At 61.0% G+C, this 14,419-nt stretch carries 13 protein-coding genes; 4 read left to right on the forward strand and 9 right to left on the reverse strand.

All coding sequences use genetic code 11. The features are described 5' to 3' along the window. Positions 1-192 precede the first annotated feature (192 nt). Positions 193-2,814 carry a DNA mismatch repair protein MutS gene (gene mutS, locus HB376_RS09155; RefSeq protein WP_213763527.1) on the forward strand — a complete coding sequence of 874 codons (2,622 nt, stop codon included), beginning with the start codon at positions 193-195 and terminating at the stop codon, positions 2,812-2,814. After that, positions 2,801-4,210: a hypothetical protein gene (locus tag HB376_RS09160; protein WP_213763257.1), complete on the forward strand. Its 1,410-nt coding sequence runs from the start codon at positions 2,801-2,803 to the stop codon at positions 4,208-4,210. The genes mutS and HB376_RS09160 overlap by 14 nt, the downstream gene beginning before the upstream one ends. A gap of 98 nt (positions 4,211-4,308) precedes the next feature. Here HB376_RS09160 and HB376_RS09165 read toward each other — a convergent pair whose 3' ends face one another. Further along, entirely contained in the window at positions 4,309-4,848 is a 540-nt protein-coding gene (locus tag HB376_RS09165) for a peptidylprolyl isomerase (RefSeq protein WP_031363930.1), read from the reverse strand. Between the two features lie 33 nt (positions 4,849-4,881). Between HB376_RS09165 and HB376_RS09170 the strand changes: the two genes are divergently transcribed. After that, the gene (locus HB376_RS09170) at positions 4,882-6,114 is read left to right on the forward strand and encodes a cupin domain-containing protein (protein WP_255631248.1); all 1,233 of its coding nucleotides are present in this window, start codon (positions 4,882-4,884) and stop codon (positions 6,112-6,114) included. A 228-nt stretch (positions 6,115-6,342) separates the two neighbouring features. Next, positions 6,343-6,627, forward strand: a complete 285-nt coding sequence (locus HB376_RS40880; protein WP_255631249.1) for a hypothetical protein — start codon at positions 6,343-6,345, stop codon at positions 6,625-6,627. 217 nt (positions 6,628-6,844) lie between these two features. Here the strand turns inward: HB376_RS40880 and HB376_RS09175 are convergent, their stop codons facing one another. From HB376_RS09175 to HB376_RS09210, 8 genes are all read right to left on the reverse strand, one after another. Further along, entirely contained in the window at positions 6,845-7,618 is a 774-nt protein-coding gene (locus HB376_RS09175) for an MBL fold metallo-hydrolase (protein WP_213763259.1), read from the reverse strand. Between the two features lie 10 nt (positions 7,619-7,628). Further along, positions 7,629-8,771, reverse strand: a complete 1,143-nt coding sequence (gene bamC, locus HB376_RS09180) for an outer membrane protein assembly factor BamC (RefSeq protein WP_213763261.1) — start codon at positions 8,769-8,771, stop codon at positions 7,629-7,631. 163 nt (positions 8,772-8,934) lie between these two features. After that, positions 8,935-9,840 carry a 4-hydroxy-tetrahydrodipicolinate synthase gene (dapA, locus tag HB376_RS09185; RefSeq protein WP_213763263.1) on the reverse strand — a complete coding sequence of 302 codons (906 nt, stop codon included), beginning with the start codon at positions 9,838-9,840 and terminating at the stop codon, positions 8,935-8,937. A 42-nt stretch (positions 9,841-9,882) separates the two neighbouring features. Further along, the gene (locus HB376_RS09190) at positions 9,883-10,500 is read right to left on the reverse strand and encodes a class I SAM-dependent methyltransferase (protein WP_255631250.1); all 618 of its coding nucleotides are present in this window, start codon (positions 10,498-10,500) and stop codon (positions 9,883-9,885) included. An 8-nt stretch (positions 10,501-10,508) separates the two neighbouring features. Next, a complete protein-coding gene (locus HB376_RS09195; RefSeq protein ID WP_213763267.1) occupies positions 10,509-11,711 on the reverse strand; it encodes a tryptophan--tRNA ligase in 1,203 nt (400 codons plus the stop codon). Positions 11,712-11,715: 4 nt separating this feature from the next. Further along, on the reverse strand, positions 11,716-12,381 hold the full coding sequence (locus tag HB376_RS09200; protein WP_213763269.1) for a site-2 protease family protein: 666 nt from the start codon (positions 12,379-12,381) through the stop codon (positions 11,716-11,718). 159 nt (positions 12,382-12,540) lie between these two features. Then, complete coding sequence (locus HB376_RS09205) at positions 12,541-13,179, reverse strand: L-threonylcarbamoyladenylate synthase (RefSeq protein ID WP_213763271.1); 639 nt, start codon at positions 13,177-13,179, stop codon at positions 12,541-12,543. 318 nt (positions 13,180-13,497) lie between these two features. Further along, a complete protein-coding gene (locus tag HB376_RS09210) occupies positions 13,498-14,328 on the reverse strand; it encodes a 3',5'-nucleoside bisphosphate phosphatase (protein ID WP_213763529.1) in 831 nt (276 codons plus the stop codon). Between the last annotated feature and the right edge of the window lie 91 nt (positions 14,329-14,419).

The following is a 14,419-nucleotide window of genomic DNA, read 5'->3' on the forward strand; positions in this document are numbered from 1 at the left end:
ATTCCATGCCGTGTTAGCCAGTCGGCCGACATTCCCGCGACCAGCCAACGCGGTACACTCGTGCCCTTAGGACTTTCGCACATTCACGCACGCAAGATGGGTACGCATATCTCCGTTTCGTCTACTGCTCAAGACTTGGGCCCCGCCGCGCAGGAACCCGGCGCCGCGGTCGATCTGTCGCACCACACTCCCATGATGCAGCAATATCTGCGCATCAAAGGGGAGCATCCCGGCACGCTCGTGTTTTACCGGATGGGCGACTTCTACGAGCTATTCTTCGACGACGCCGTCAAAGCTTCGCGCCTGCTCGACCTCACGCTGACACAACGCGGGGCGTCTGGCGGAAACCCGATCAAGATGGCCGGCATCCCCCATCATTCGTGCGAGCAATATCTGGCGAAACTCGTGAAGCTTGGCGAATCCGTCGCTATTTGCGAGCAGATCGGCGACCCGGCGACATCGAAGGGACCGGTCGAGCGCAAGGTCGTGCGCGTAGTCACGCCCGGAACGCTGACTGATGCCGCGCTTCTCTCGGACAAAAACGACGTCTTCCTGTTAGCGCTCTGCCCGGCGCATAACCGCCGCGGCGTGCTCACGAGCGTCGGCCTGGCGTGGCTGAACCTGGCGAGCGGCGCATTGCGCCTTGCCGAAGTCGCGCCCGATCAACTGAGCGCGGCGCTCGAGCGCATTCGCCCAGCGGAAACGCTGGTGGCTGACTCGTTTTCTACGACCAACGCGCCATTCGAAGTACCAAACGCAGGGGCGACAACACGGGCACCCGCGTGGCATTTCGATATTGAATCGGGCACGCAACGTCTGCGCGAGCAACTCGATGTCGCCAGCCTCGACGGCTTCGGTGCGCACTCGCTAACCTGCGCGTGCGGCGCCGCCGGCGCGCTGCTGCTTTACGCAGCCGCCACCCAGGGACAGCAGTTGCGGCACGTGCGCAGCCTGAAGGTGGAGTACGAGTCGGAGTACATTGGTCTCGACCCGGCCACGCGGCGTAATCTCGAACTGACCGAGACCTTGCGCGGAACGGAATCGCCCACGTTGTGCTCGCTGCTGGACACATGCTGCACGACCATGGGCAGCCGTCTGCTGCGGCACTGGCTACATCATCCGCCTCGCGACTTCACTATCGCGCAAAGCCGGCAGCGTGCAATTGGCGCATTGCTGGACGCGCCTGCAACGGCGAGCCTGGATGGTTTGCGCGCAGCTTTGCGGCAGATTTCGGACATCGAACGGATTACGGGACGGCTGGCGCTGCTGTCGGCCCGGCCGCGCGATCTCTCCAGCCTGCGAGATACCTTTGCTGCACTGCCCCAACTGCGCGAACGGCTTGCCGCCGTGAAGATGAATGCGGCATCGCTTCAACGTATCGATATATCACTCGAGCCACCGCCCGAATGCCTCGCGCTGCTGAGCCGCGCAATCGCGCCGGAACCCGCGGCGCTGATCCGCGACGGTGGTGTGATCGCGCGCGGTTACGACGCCGACCTCGACGAGCTCCGCGATATCTCCGAGAACTGCGACCAGTTCCTGATCGACCTGGAGGCCCGTGAACGCACGCGAACGGGCATCGCGAACCTGCGGGTCGAGTACAACAAGGTGCATGGCTTTTATATCGAAGTCACGCGCGGTCAGACGGACAAGGTTCCCGATGACTACCGCCGTCGCCAGACACTGAAGAACGCCGAGCGTTACATCACGCCGGAGTTGAAAACCTTCGAAGACAAGGCGCTGTCCGCACAGGACCGGGCATTGGCCCGCGAGCGTTTGCTCTACGACGCGCTGCTGCAAACCCTGTTGCCGCACATTGGCGACTGCCAGCGCGTGGCGGCGGCGCTCGCTGAACTCGACCTGCTTGGCGCGTTCGCGGAACGGGCGCTCGCGCTCGACTGGATCGCCCCGGCATTCGCGGCCGATGCAGGTATCGATATCGAGCAAGGGCGGCACCCGGTGGTGGAAGCGCAGGTCGAGCAGTTCATCGCAAACGATTGTTGCTTGAATACCGAGCGCAAGCTGCTGCTGATCACCGGACCGAACATGGGCGGTAAGTCGACGTTCATGCGACAGACCGCGTTGATCGCGCTACTGGCTTTCGTGGGCAGCTATGTGCCCGCGAAACGCGCATGCTTTGGACCAGTCGACCGGATCTTTACGCGCATCGGCGCCGCCGACGACCTCGCCGGCGGCCGTTCCACCTTCATGGTCGAGATGACGGAAGCGGCGGCCATTCTCAACGACGCCACGCCGTCGAGTCTTGTACTGATGGACGAAATCGGCCGCGGCACGTCCACGTTCGACGGCCTCGCGCTTGCATGGGCCATCGCACGGCATCTGCTGTCGCATAACGGCTGCCATACGTTGTTCGCGACGCATTATTTCGAACTGACGCAGTTGCCGGCTGAGTTTGCTCAGGCAGCAAACGTGCATTTGTCGGCGGTCGAACATGACCACGGTATCGTGTTCCTGCACTCGGTAAGCGAAGGTCCGGCGAACCAGAGCTACGGCTTGCAGGTCGCGCAACTGGCAGGCGTGCCGCCGGCCGTCATCAAGGCTGCAAGGAAACACCTGGCGCATCTGGAGCAGCAGTCGATCGGCCAGCCATCGCCGCAATTCGATCTGTTCGCGGGACCCGTTGTGGAGATAGCCGACGCCTACGAACGTGACGAACCGGTCGAAGCGCCACCGCACCCCGCGCTCGACCGGCTGCGCGCAATCGATCGGAACGAATTGCGACCACGCGACGCACTCGATCTGCTCTACGAACTACATGAGCTGGCGTCGAACGCTCCGGATGCGTCGCGTTAAAGCGGACTTTGCCACCGGCTGGCCGGGCGCGCGACGCATGGTGCGCACCCGCGTCATCGTTACTGGCTTATGCGCCCTCTTCCTGCTGGCCGGGAGACCGCAGCGCGCCCAAGCTGAAGCGCCGCCACTCGCGCCGGTCACACCGCTGACATTCGCGATCGCGTCTAATGTACTCGACAAGCCCGCCGGCGAAACTGCGCTCCAGCATCTGATCAACGCCATCGGGCAAGAACGAAACACGTCGTTCATCATCTACGATGGCAACCTCAAAGGCGAAACGGAACCGTGCCGGGATTCGCTCTACAACACGCGCCAGCAAATCTTCGATAGCTCCCGCAAACCGGTCGTCCTGCTGCCCGGCGGCAGCGACTGGGCATCTTGCGGTCTCGCACAAGCAGGCAGTTACGATCCGGTCGAGCGACTGGATTTCATCCGCCAGTTGTTCTTCGGCGACTCAAGTTCGCTCGGTCAGACGCCTATGAACGTGATCCGCGAAAGCGATGTCGCTCGCTTTCGGCCGTTCCGCGAAAATGTCCGATGGCAAACCGACGGTATTGCGTTCATTGGTTTGAACGCGCCCGCGCCAAACAATCACTATCTGACCGCGGGTGGGCGCAACGGAGAATTCGAGGACCGTTCCGTCGCCAACGCGTTCTGGCTGGAACATGCAGTTGAAACCGCGCGACGTTCGGACATGCGTGCGGTCGTCGTGATCCTGCAGGGTGATCCCGACTTCGCGCGTTACGAGCGTCGCGATCGTTTCGCATGGCTGCACTTTTCTCGCGGCGAACCGTCGCGCGATGGTTTTCTCGAACTCAAGCGCAGCCTTGTCAAAGCCGCCGAATTGTTTCGCGGACCCGTGATCGTGATCCACATGTCGGATACGCCGATACCCAGGGGTTTTCGCATCGACCAGCCGCTGCGCAACGACAAAGGCACGGTGGTCGCCAATCTGACGCGCATCGCGATCAGTTTGAAGAAACCGCAATCGCAATGGCTGGAGGTGGAGTCCGACTTCGCCTGGCGGCCGCCCTTTCGGGTGCGCGTACGCGACGTGATCGTGCGGCCGGTGGCACCCGGCCAGGCACCGGCGCCGACCGTGCCCGGGTCTTCGCCAATACCGTCGTCGGCACCTTCGCCATCTTCGTCGCCTTCTTCGATCCCCGGCGTTGAAAACGAGACCCCCGGGCCGTCATCGTTTTTCCAGCAGATGCAGCCAGTGCAGCCGGCGCAGCAAGTGCAACATTCCGCGCCGGCACTTCAACCAGACACCGGCGTGCCCGCGTCTTCAGTACCGCCCACGCTGAACTTGAACTCGCCCGCGAACCTGCCGCCAATCCTGCCGGAACCGGCGAGTCCCACGAGCGGCGCATCGGGCGCAGGCACGGGCCAATAAGCCCGTTCACGGATCAACCGCGCGAAAAATAAAACAAAGGCGCAGCAACCTGCCTGCGCCTTGTTTCACATCGCTTGGGCTCGCCCCCTACACACGCCTCAATGCAAGGTCGGGCCAGCGTCCTTGCCCGGCTCTTCGTCGTCCTCGTCGAGGACTTCGAGACCGTCAAGGCCATGCGCGTGCTGATGTTCCTTCTCGTCCTCGGTGGCTTCCCGGACTTCCTGCACGTTCAGCGCGAAGCGCAGCGCCATGCCCGCCAGCGGATGATTGCCGTCGAGCACGACCTTATCTTCAGCCACGTCGGTGACCGTGTAGATCAGCGAATCGAGTTCGTCCTCGCCGTCTTCCGGGGTGCCCTCAAACTGCATGCCGACTTCGAGCGGTTCCGGAAAGCGGCCTCGCGCCTCCACCTTCACGAGATCGGGATCGTACTCGCCGAACGCATCCTGCGGTTCGAGCTGCAACTGCGTCTGATAGCCGGCTTCCTGACCGTCGAGTGCTTCCTCGATCTTGGGGAACGTGCCATCATAGCCGCCGTGCAGATAGACCATCGGCTCGTCGCTTTCCTCGATCAGATTGCCATGAGCGTCCGAGAGCTTATAGGCTACTGATACGACGGTGTCTTTTGCGATTTTCATTGGATTCTCCAAGATACAAGCCTCAATTATACGATGCCAACGCGGTCCCCTAACGTTCCCTCAAGTCCTTTCGCGGTGCCGCTTCCCGACGAACCTTCAACCCTGCTCGGCAACCTCACGCCAGCGCAATTCATGCGCCGGTACTGGCAGAAAAAACCGCTCCTGATCCGTCAGGCGATTCCTGACATTCAAGCGCCGCTATCCCGCGACGAACTGTTCGAACTCGCCGACAGCGAAGACGCAGAATCGCGCCTTATCACGCATTTTCGCAAGTCCTGGGCAATGGAGCACGGGCCTTTTGCGCCCGACGAATTGCCATCTGTGAAAAAGCGTGACTGGACGTTGCTCGTGCAAGGGGTGAACCTGCACGACGACCGTGCCCGCGCGCTGCTGGATCGCTTCCGTTTCATCCCCGACGCCCGCGTCGATGACCTCATGATTTCGTACGCCACCGACGGCGGCGGCGTGGGTGCGCACTTCGATTCCTACGACGTGTTCCTGTTGCAGATCCACGGCAAACGGCGCTGGCGCTTCGGCGCCCAGCGCGATCTCTCGCTAAAAGAGGGGTTGCCGTTGAAAGTTTTACAGCACTTCGAAGCAGACGAGGAGTGGGTGCTGGAACCGGGCGACATGCTTTATTTGCCGCCTCACATCGCTCATGACGGTGTGGCAGAAGGCGAGTGCATGACCGCCTCGATCGGCTTCCGGGCACCTTCTGCAAGCGAATTGTCAGGCCAGTTCCTGTATCACCTCGCGGAGCGCCTGGACGATGCCGGCAGCGCTGGCGCAAAAAGCGCCAAGGCTGGCGCACAACGCTACCGTGACCCCTCGCAGTCGGCGGTCAGCCACCCGGCGCTACTGCCACCGCTCATGATCGAACGAGTTGGCGCGATCCTTGCGAATATCGAATGGGATGAGAAGGACGTCGCTTCGTTTCTCGGAACGTACCTGAGCGAACCGAAGCCGAATGTCGTATTCGATCCGCCGCGGCGCCCTTTGAATGAGACCCGGTTTATCGAACGCGCGAAACAGTCCGGTTTGAAGCTCGATAAAAAGACCGGGCTGCTTTATGACAAGCACGCTTATTTTATGAATGGCGAGCAGGATTTATTGTCGGGAAAGCTCAAGAAATGGCTTCCTGAACTCGCCGACAAACGGTATTTGGAGGGGAAACGCTTTGTAACACTCTCAGGCGATTCGTCAATGACAGTGCTACTACACGAGTGGTATTGTGCGGGCTGGATACAAGTCGACGCAAACGCCTAGTGTTTGGCCTGTCTTGCTGTTCCGCGGGTTGAAATGTATGAGAAAGACAACGTATTGTCCCCTGATTTATCGACGGTCGATACGAAAGTGCATATAATTTCCGCCCAAGCCGTAGGAAGTCTCACAGACATACATAATGTGAGTCCACAACGGCCCGGGTCGGTGTTGGAGCACACATTACCGGTACTTTGCGCTGTTGCTTACCTTTAACCATAAAAGGACGTGATCATGAAGAAATCTCTCCTCGTAGCATCCCTGTTGGCTGCTGTTGCGCTTGCTGCATGCAACAAGTCTAGCGATACGGCTGCTCCGGGCGCTGCTAGCGATACCTCGGCTGCTGCTAGCGATACCTCGGCTGCTTCGGCACCTGCTGCAGCTGCTTCGGATTCTGCAGCTGCTGCTAGCGACGCAGCTTCGAGCGCTACGGCTGCTGCAAGCGACGCAACTGCCGCTGCTGCATCGGCAACGGACGCAGCTTCTGCAGCTGCTCCTGCTTCGGGCGCAAGCCAGTAAGCACCTAGTCAGGGGTCTAGTTTTCCGCTCTTTAGCTGTTTCATCTAGCTGAAAACGAAGCCTCCGCAATAAGCCTCGCAGGATGTCATTCTGAGAGGCTTATGAAAAAACCGGCCCGAGGGCCGGTTTTTTTATGTCTGCTGGTTCTTGGCGTGAATACGCGGAATGCCACTATGCGGCGTTTATGCAGCGCGCTATAGGGAAACACAAAGTGGCGTCATAACGACAGCCAGTCGAACCCATCGGCTTGCGTAGCCACCACGACATCAGCCGGAATGCCACCTAGCACGGCGGCGAGCGCCGCCTGGGCCAACTCAGGCAAGTTGTTCTGTTGACTCAGGTGAGCGGCCACCAGATGGCGCAGCTTCGATCGATCGAGCGCTGCGAGAATCCCTGCTGCAGCGTCGTTGTTGAGGTGTCCATGCATACCGCCAATCCGCGCCTTGAGCGACGCTGGATAGCGGCTTGTCGCGAGCATCTCGACATCGTGATTCGACTCGAGCACCAAGGCATCGCAACCGCTCAGTACATTCGTGATGTGGGCAGTAGCGCCCCCGACATCCGTCAGGACGCCCAAACGGCTTGTGCCGTCCGAGAACACGTACTGGAGAGGCTCGCGCGCGTCGTGGGGCACGGTATAAGGGAGCACTTCCAGGTCCCCTACCACCACGCTCTCGTCGCCCCAGAGCACTCGAAGATCTACCGGCGCGTCATCGGCACCCACTGCGCGTGCGGTGCCCCAACTCATGTGCAACGGAATAGACCATTTGCGCGCCAGCGTCAGCGCACCGCCAATGTGATCCGCATGCTCATGCGTAATGAGAATGGCATCGATCTGGTCCGCCCGCACGTCGAGCCGCGCCAGGCGCCGCTCGACTTCCTTCGCGGAGAAACCACAATCCAGCAGCACGCGCGTAGTAGTCGTACCGCTGACCGACTCGACCAGCAACGCGTTGCCTTCGCTGCCGCTGCCGAGACTGGCAAAACGCATCGGCGAAAACCTAGTTCAACTGCGCGTGCAACAACGCAACAATCCGTTGCGCGTCGGTGGATGTATCCACCGACCCATTGGCGTCGACCACGGCAATCTCCGTAATCGTATCGGCCTTCGGACGCACGTTGACCATGAACTCGCGTGAAGGCTTGGGTGCGCCGCCGCCAAAGAACTTGCCGAGCAATCCGTCCTTCTTCAACTCCTGCATGGAGTCCGAGAAGCGCACGTAATACAGGCCCTTCGCGCGGTCCCGATTGTCGACGGTGAAGTTCGTCCGGTCGAGTGCAAGTCCTACACGCAACCAGGCGCTGTCGAACGGCTCGGAGAGATCCAGCGTGGACGGGCCACCGGTCGGATCCACGCTTGCCGTAGCAGTCGCCGGGGTTGCATCGGTCAACAGCTGCTTCGCCTGCGCGTCAGTAAGGCCGAACTTCTCCATCAGCTTCGCGAGGAACGCGGCTTCGAGAGCCGGGTTCCGCGGCCGCTCGACCCATTTCGACGAGGTCTTGTCCTGGCCCGTCAGCATTTCTTCCATCGCGCTGTGGCTGATGGAGATGTCGGTGGAACCGCTCGAACCGCGCTCGACCAGCGTACGGAATTGATCGCGCGTACCCGATGAATACGCAAAGTCGACCAGCTTGCCAATGCTCTTCCTGAACCAGTCGTCCGGAATGTTCGCGCGATTTTCAGCCCAGTCGGTCGTCATGATGCCAGTAGCAGCGGCATCGGTCTTGAGCGTGAAACCGTTCTCCTCCCAGAATTCCTGCAACTGCGGCCAGAGCTGGTCGGGGGAACGGCCATCGACGACTAGCCAGCGGCGATCGCCATCACGCTCCACGTGCATGCCGAACGGGTCTTGCGGCGTCGGCACGCCCACGGTTGCGTTGCCTGCAGGCGTAAGCGCCCGCGGCGCGGCGCCGCCAAGCGTATTCAGCTTGGGCGGTGCGGCATAACGCTGGCTAATGTCCGCGGTACTGAGATCCGATGGCACGGCCAGCGTAGGCGCCGTTTCAGCACCCTTGTAATTGACCCGATCCGGCGCGAGCCAGTCGTTCAACGTGTCACAACCGGCAAGCGAGATCAGCGTGCCGATTCCAAGCGACAGCACGCTCAGGGTGCGAGCGTGATTGAATAAGGCGGAACGTTTCATGAGGTCCTTCGTGATGCTGAATGCGCGTTGCCTGGAAGCTAAGCCGGGAACGGGTCGATGAACGACGGGTTGATGACACTCGCTGGCTGGCCAAACGGTAATAAGGCCGAAACCACTGCATTGCAGTGAGGCGCATGTTTTAAATGCGCCCCGCCGCCGGCCGTCAGGCCAGAAGTCCTGTTTCGCGCAACGCGTCGCGCACGACATCGTGGTAGCGCGCGTCGAGCGGCGTCAGCGGCAGACGAATCCCGCTTTCCATGCGCCCGAGCGCAGCAAGCGCCCACTTCGCGGGAATCGGATTCGACTCGCAAAACATCTGCTTGTGCAGCGACAGCAAGCTCAGGTGAATCTTGCGCGCGGTAATCGCGTCGCCGGCAAGGGCCGCGCGGCAGAGTTCGCTCATCGCTCTCGGCGCGACGTTCGCCGTCACCGAAATGTTGCCGTGGCCACCGAGCAGCATCAATGCGATCGCGGTCGGATCGTCACCGCTGTAGATCGCAAAATGCGCCGGCGCGTACTTGATCAGGTTTGCCGCACGGTCGATATTGCCCGTTGCCTCTTTCACGCCCACGATGCCCGGCACGTCGGCGAGACGCAGCACGGTGTCGTGGTTCATGTCCGCAACGGTCCGGCCCGGAACGTTATACAGGATGACGGGCAGGTCGACGGATTCCGCGATTCGGCGGAAGTGCTGGTACATGCCTTCTTGCGTTGGCTTGTTGTAGTAAGGGACTACTTGCAGCGTGGCGTCGGCGCCGACTTCCTTCGCCGCTTTTGCCAGCTCGACCGCCTCCGACGTGGAGTTGCCACCCGCGCCTGCGATGATCGGAAAACGCTTGGCCGTGTGTTCAACGGCGGTTTTCACCATCAGGATGTGTTCATCAACTGAAAGTGTGGCCGATTCGCCGCTGGTGCCGACCACGACGAGGCCGTTCGTGCCCTCTTCAACATGCCAGTCGATCAGTTTTCGAAACGCCGGCAGATCGAGACTACCGTCCTCGTGCATCGGGGTAACGATGGCAGGAATGCTGCCGCGGATCTGGATGCCGCCGTGTGTTCCGTTTGTCATGAAACGCTATGAAATTGGTCGGTAAACCGCGATTGTAGCGGATTAGCCCTGCAGTACGTAACGAACGGGATCTGATGCATTGTTACGTTCCGTAAGGCCTGTTGGCGGGGGCCGCAATGGGGCGGCAGCGACAATGCGCTGTACGCAGGATGCGCGCGGCGCGTTGATAAAACCATCCTGATAAGCGATGACCCGCAAGCGGCCCCGCACGGCGTCGAGCAGTTCGCCGGGATTGAGCAGGAAGTCCGGATTCGACGGCTTGCCAAACCCAACCCGTTCGTTGCCCGCCGCGAAGGTCTCGTACAGCAGCACGCCGCCGGGTGCGAGGGCATCGAATAAATAGGGGAACAGCGGCCGATGGAGGTAATTCGTCACCACGACCGCAGCGAATTTCTCGTCATCCCGCAGCGGCCAGCTCGCGTTTTCCAGATCGGCGCAGCGCGTGGTGACATGCTGCACGGCAGCGAGGCTTGCCAATGCGGTTTCATCGCGATCCAGCGCCAGCACCGGGTGCCCCCGCAACGCGAAATAACGCGCATGGCGGCCATTGCCCGACGCGACGTCGAGCACCGCGCCGCCCTGCTCCACCAGATGCGACCACTGCTCGATCCATGCACTGGCGGTGGTGGGTGGCGTGGGTGACTTTTCAGGCGCTGACATTGCGATCATCAGTTATACGAGAGGCCCATTGCGTCGCGAACGTCGCGCATGGTCTCTACCGCAAACTTGCGCGCCTTGTCGCAACCGTCGGCCACGATCGCGCGCAACAGCGACGGATCGTCCATGTATTTCTGCGCGCGTTCCAGCATGGGTTGCTGCTCGTGCAAAATGCCTTCGATCACCGGTTGCTTGCATTCAAGGCAACCAATTCCCGCGCTGCGGCAGTTCGTCTGCACCCACTTGTGCGTGGTTTCGTCGGTATAGACCTGATGCAGTTGCCACACCGGACACTTGTCTGGATCGCCGGGATCGGTGCGGCGAACCCGCGCCGGATCGGTCGGCATGGTGCGCACTTTCTTCGCGATTGTCTCGGCGTCCTCACGCAGGCCGATGGTGTTGCCATACGACTTCGACATCTTCGCGCCATCGAGGCCCGGCATGCGCGACGCTTCGGTCAGCAACGCCTGCGGCTCGACCAGGATGATCTTGCGCGCGCCTTCCAGATAACCGAACAGCCGTTCGCGATCGTTCATCGACAGGCTCTGCGATTCCTGCAGCATAGCCTGCGCCTGTTCGAGCGCTTCGTCGTCGCCTTCCTGCTGATACGCAACCCGCAGTTCGTGATAAAGCTTCGCGCGTTTGCCGCCGAGTTTCTTCGCGGCATCGAGTGCTTTCTCTTCGAAATCCGCCTCACGCCCATACAGATAATTGAAGCGTCGCGCGATCTCGCGCGTCATTTCCACGTGCGGCACCTGGTCCTCGCCGACCGGCACGAGCGACGCGCGATACAGCAAGATGTCTGCCGCCATCAGCACCGGATAACCGAGAAAGCCGTACGTGGTCAGATCCTTTTCCTTCAGCTTCTCGATCTGCTCCTTGTAGGTCGGCACGCGTTCGAGCCAGCCAAGCGGCGTGCTCATGCCAAGCAGCAGCGCAAGCTCGGCGTGTTCCGGCACGCGGCTCTGGATGAAGAGCGTGGCTTGCGCCGGATCGATGCCGGACGCGAGCCAGTCGATCAGCACTTCCCAGACGTTCTTCTCGATGACTTCAGGCGTTTCGTAGTGGGTCGTCAGCGCATGCCAGTCGACGACCGCGAAAAAGCACGGGTACTCGGACTGCAGCCGCACCCAGTTCTTGAGCACGCCGTGATAGTGGCCTAGATGCAGCGAGCCGGTCGGCCGCATGCCGGAGAAGATACGGTCAGGGAACATGGATTTATTGTAAAAGCGAGGCAAGTGGATTCAGGACGGCCGACACCGCGACATACCCGGCGCTCACGAGCGGCCCGAGCCAAAAACGCGTCAAAGTGCCGGTCATGACTAGTGCCATCACGATGAAAAAACCATAAGGTTCAAGCCGCGACAGCATGATCGACGCGCGCACGGGCAGCAGCGCCATGAGCACACGTCCACCATCGAGCGGCGGCAAGGGGAACAGGTTGAGCACGCCAAGCACGAGGTTCACGCCAACGCCGGCTGCCGCCATGCGCGTAAAAAACGGTTCATCGATATTGAACGACGCCAGCAGCACCGCGATCACGCCCCAGATCAGCGCCTGGACGAAATTACTTGCCGGTCCGGCAGCCGCGACCCATAAGCTGCCCCAACGCGGATTGCGCAGGTTGCCGAACGCCACGGGCACCGGTTTCGCATAACCGAACATGAACGCGCCGCTGGTGACGAAATACAGGATCAACGGAATAGCGAGCGTACCGACGGGGTCGATGTGGCGCATTGGGTTGAGCGAGACGCGCCCGAGCACGTACGCCGTGTTGTCGCCCAGCAGGCGGGCCGCATAGCCGTGAGCGGCCTCATGCAGCGTGATCGCGAAGATCACGGGGAGCGCGTAGACCGCGATGGTTTGTATCAGGGAGGAATCCATAGCTCGCTATTGTATCAAGCAGTTGTGGCGCCACTCGTTGGCGGACGGTTTGGCGTTCGCCCAGGGCGATGGGGCGCGAGCGTCGAGGCGGTGAGTTTGCGCCCGGGGCTGTTCGCCCGAACGCAACTCACTGCCTATTGTGTCATCGTGCGGGGTTTTTCAGGCGTTTTCAGCGGTAAGGCCAAATGGTTCCAGACTGCCTCGGCCGGGACGCACCAGCACGGGTTCGTCGCCGGTCAGGTCAATCACCGTGGAGGGTTCCATCGCGCACGCACCGGCGTCGATGACCAGGTCGATCTGTTTTTCCAGCCGCTGGCGAATCTCTTCGGGGTCGTTGAGCGGATGGGTGTCGGGCGGCAGGATCAGCGTTGAGCCGAGCAGCGGCTGACCCAGCGCTTCGAGCAGCGCGAGCGTGATCGCGTGATTCGGCACGCGCAGGCCGATCGTCTTTCGCGACGGGTGCGACAGGCGCCGGGGCACTTCCTTCGTCGCCTGAAGCACAAACACGTAAGGGCCGGGCGTAACCGATTTGATCAGACGATAGTTGCGGTTATCGACGATCGCGAAATTCGACAGTTCCGATAAATCGCGCACCAGCAGCGAGAGCAGTTGTTTCTCGTCGAGTCCGCGAATCCGGCGGATCCGCTCAACGGCGTTTTTGTCGTCGAGATGACACGCGAGCGCGTAGCTGGAATCGGTCGGCAACGCGACAATGCCGCCATCATTGATGATCTGCACCGCCTGGTTGATCAGGCGCGGCTGCGGGTTGTCAGGATGAATTCGAAAGAATTGAGACATGACCAGATGACGTAGATAGGTTGTCCGAAAGCTTGTTGCCAACCGGCGCCAAGACGCTGGGCGCTCGCGTTGCATTTTTATGTTTTACGCATCAGGCATAACACCCGCGGCTTCAAACTGGATTCAAGCTGTATTTAAGCCAGATTTCAGATAAAAAGCGCCGGGCGGTACCCATGCGGACACGCGAGAATACCCGCAAATGCACGCAGTTGCGCGACAAACAGAAGTGGATGAAGACCAAGGATCGTGCGCAGCTTTTTCACGCGGTTCAACGCGGCGTTATATAAGGCCGCGCGGCGCACCTTCGCAGTACACCTTTTAAACCAGGCACTCCCACACCGGCTTGAGATCGGCGGGAAGCGGCGGCAACTGGCCGAGGTCGATTCGCCCTTCGCCTGCCGCATGGAAATCCGAGCCGCGCGATGCGAGAAAGCCGTATCGCCGCGCGACATCCGCGTATTCGCGATACTGGTCCGGCGTGTGGCTACCCGTCACGACCTCAATAGCGCGGCCGCCGAGCTGGATGAATTCATCGAAAAACGCGGCGAATTCGACTGGCGAGAAATCATAGCGCCCCGGATGCGCAATGACCGCTTCGCCGCCCGCTGCCTTGATCCACTTCATGGCATCGGCCAGTTTGGACCAGCGATGGCCGACATAACCCGGCTTGCCGTCGCCGAGATATTTCGAGAACACGTCCGAGGTCGATTCCGCGTAGCCCTTTTCGACCAGATAGCGTGCGAAATGCGTACGCGAGATCATGGCTGGATCATTCACATAGTGCAGCGCGCCTTCATAGGCGCCCGGGATGCCGATGCTGGCTAATGCCTCGCCTATGGCTTCACCGCGCGCCTGGCGGCCGCTGCGCGTGGCTGCCAGGCCGTCGATCAGCCCCTGGTTTTCAGCATCCACGTTCAGCCCGACGATATGCACCGTCCGCCCCGCCCACGTCACCGAAATCTCCACCCCGCCCAGATACCCCATGCCAAGCGCTTGCGCAGCTTCACGCGCCTCGCGCTGGCCGCCAAGCTGATCGTGGTCGGTGAGCGCCCACAGCGTCACACCGCCCGCGTGAGCGCGCGCGGCAACCTCGGCTGGAGCGAGTTGGCCGTCAGAAACGGTGGAGTGGCAATGCAGGTCGGCGTTCATCATGGAAGCTCTGGGAATTAATTATCATTCTACTGCAACGCGTCAAACGGGTTACATCGCTGACCGATCGTTCCATTGCACGATCCAGCAC

It is taken from the genome of Caballeronia sp. dw_19 (genome assembly GCF_018449515.1).
GTDB lineage: Bacteria > Pseudomonadota > Gammaproteobacteria > Burkholderiales > Burkholderiaceae > Caballeronia.

Bases quoted from the DNA above. Each gene is read 5' to 3' on its own strand.
- bamC (WP_213763261.1), bottom strand. From the start codon at position 8,771: ATGAAACGTTCCGCCTTATTCAATCACGCTCGCACCCTGAGCGTGCTG.
- HB376_RS09165 (WP_031363930.1), bottom strand. From the start codon at position 4,848: ATGAAAATCGCAAAAGACACCGTCGTATCAGTAGCCTATAAGCTCTCG.
- HB376_RS09160 (WP_213763257.1), top strand. From the start codon at position 2,801: ATGCGTCGCGTTAAAGCGGACTTTGCCACCGGCTGGCCGGGCGCGCGA.
- HB376_RS40880 (WP_255631249.1), top strand. From the start codon at position 6,343: ATGAAGAAATCTCTCCTCGTAGCATCCCTGTTGGCTGCTGTTGCGCTT.
- HB376_RS09190 (WP_255631250.1), bottom strand. From the start codon at position 10,500: ATGTCAGCGCCTGAAAAGTCACCCACGCCACCCACCACCGCCAGTGCA.
- HB376_RS09210 (WP_213763529.1), bottom strand. From the start codon at position 14,328: ATGAACGCCGACCTGCATTGCCACTCCACCGTTTCTGACGGCCAACTC.
- HB376_RS09200 (WP_213763269.1), bottom strand. From the start codon at position 12,381: ATGGATTCCTCCCTGATACAAACCATCGCGGTCTACGCGCTCCCCGTG.
- mutS (WP_213763527.1), top strand. From the start codon at position 193: ATGATGCAGCAATATCTGCGCATCAAAGGGGAGCATCCCGGCACGCTC.
- HB376_RS09205 (WP_213763271.1), bottom strand. From the start codon at position 13,179: ATGTCTCAATTCTTTCGAATTCATCCTGACAACCCGCAGCCGCGCCTG.
- HB376_RS09170 (WP_255631248.1), top strand. From the start codon at position 4,882: ATGCCAACGCGGTCCCCTAACGTTCCCTCAAGTCCTTTCGCGGTGCCG.
- HB376_RS09195 (WP_213763267.1), bottom strand. From the start codon at position 11,711: ATGTTCCCTGACCGTATCTTCTCCGGCATGCGGCCGACCGGCTCGCTG.
- dapA (WP_213763263.1), bottom strand. From the start codon at position 9,840: ATGACAAACGGAACACACGGCGGCATCCAGATCCGCGGCAGCATTCCT.
- HB376_RS09175 (WP_213763259.1), bottom strand. From the start codon at position 7,618: ATGCGTTTTGCCAGTCTCGGCAGCGGCAGCGAAGGCAACGCGTTGCTG.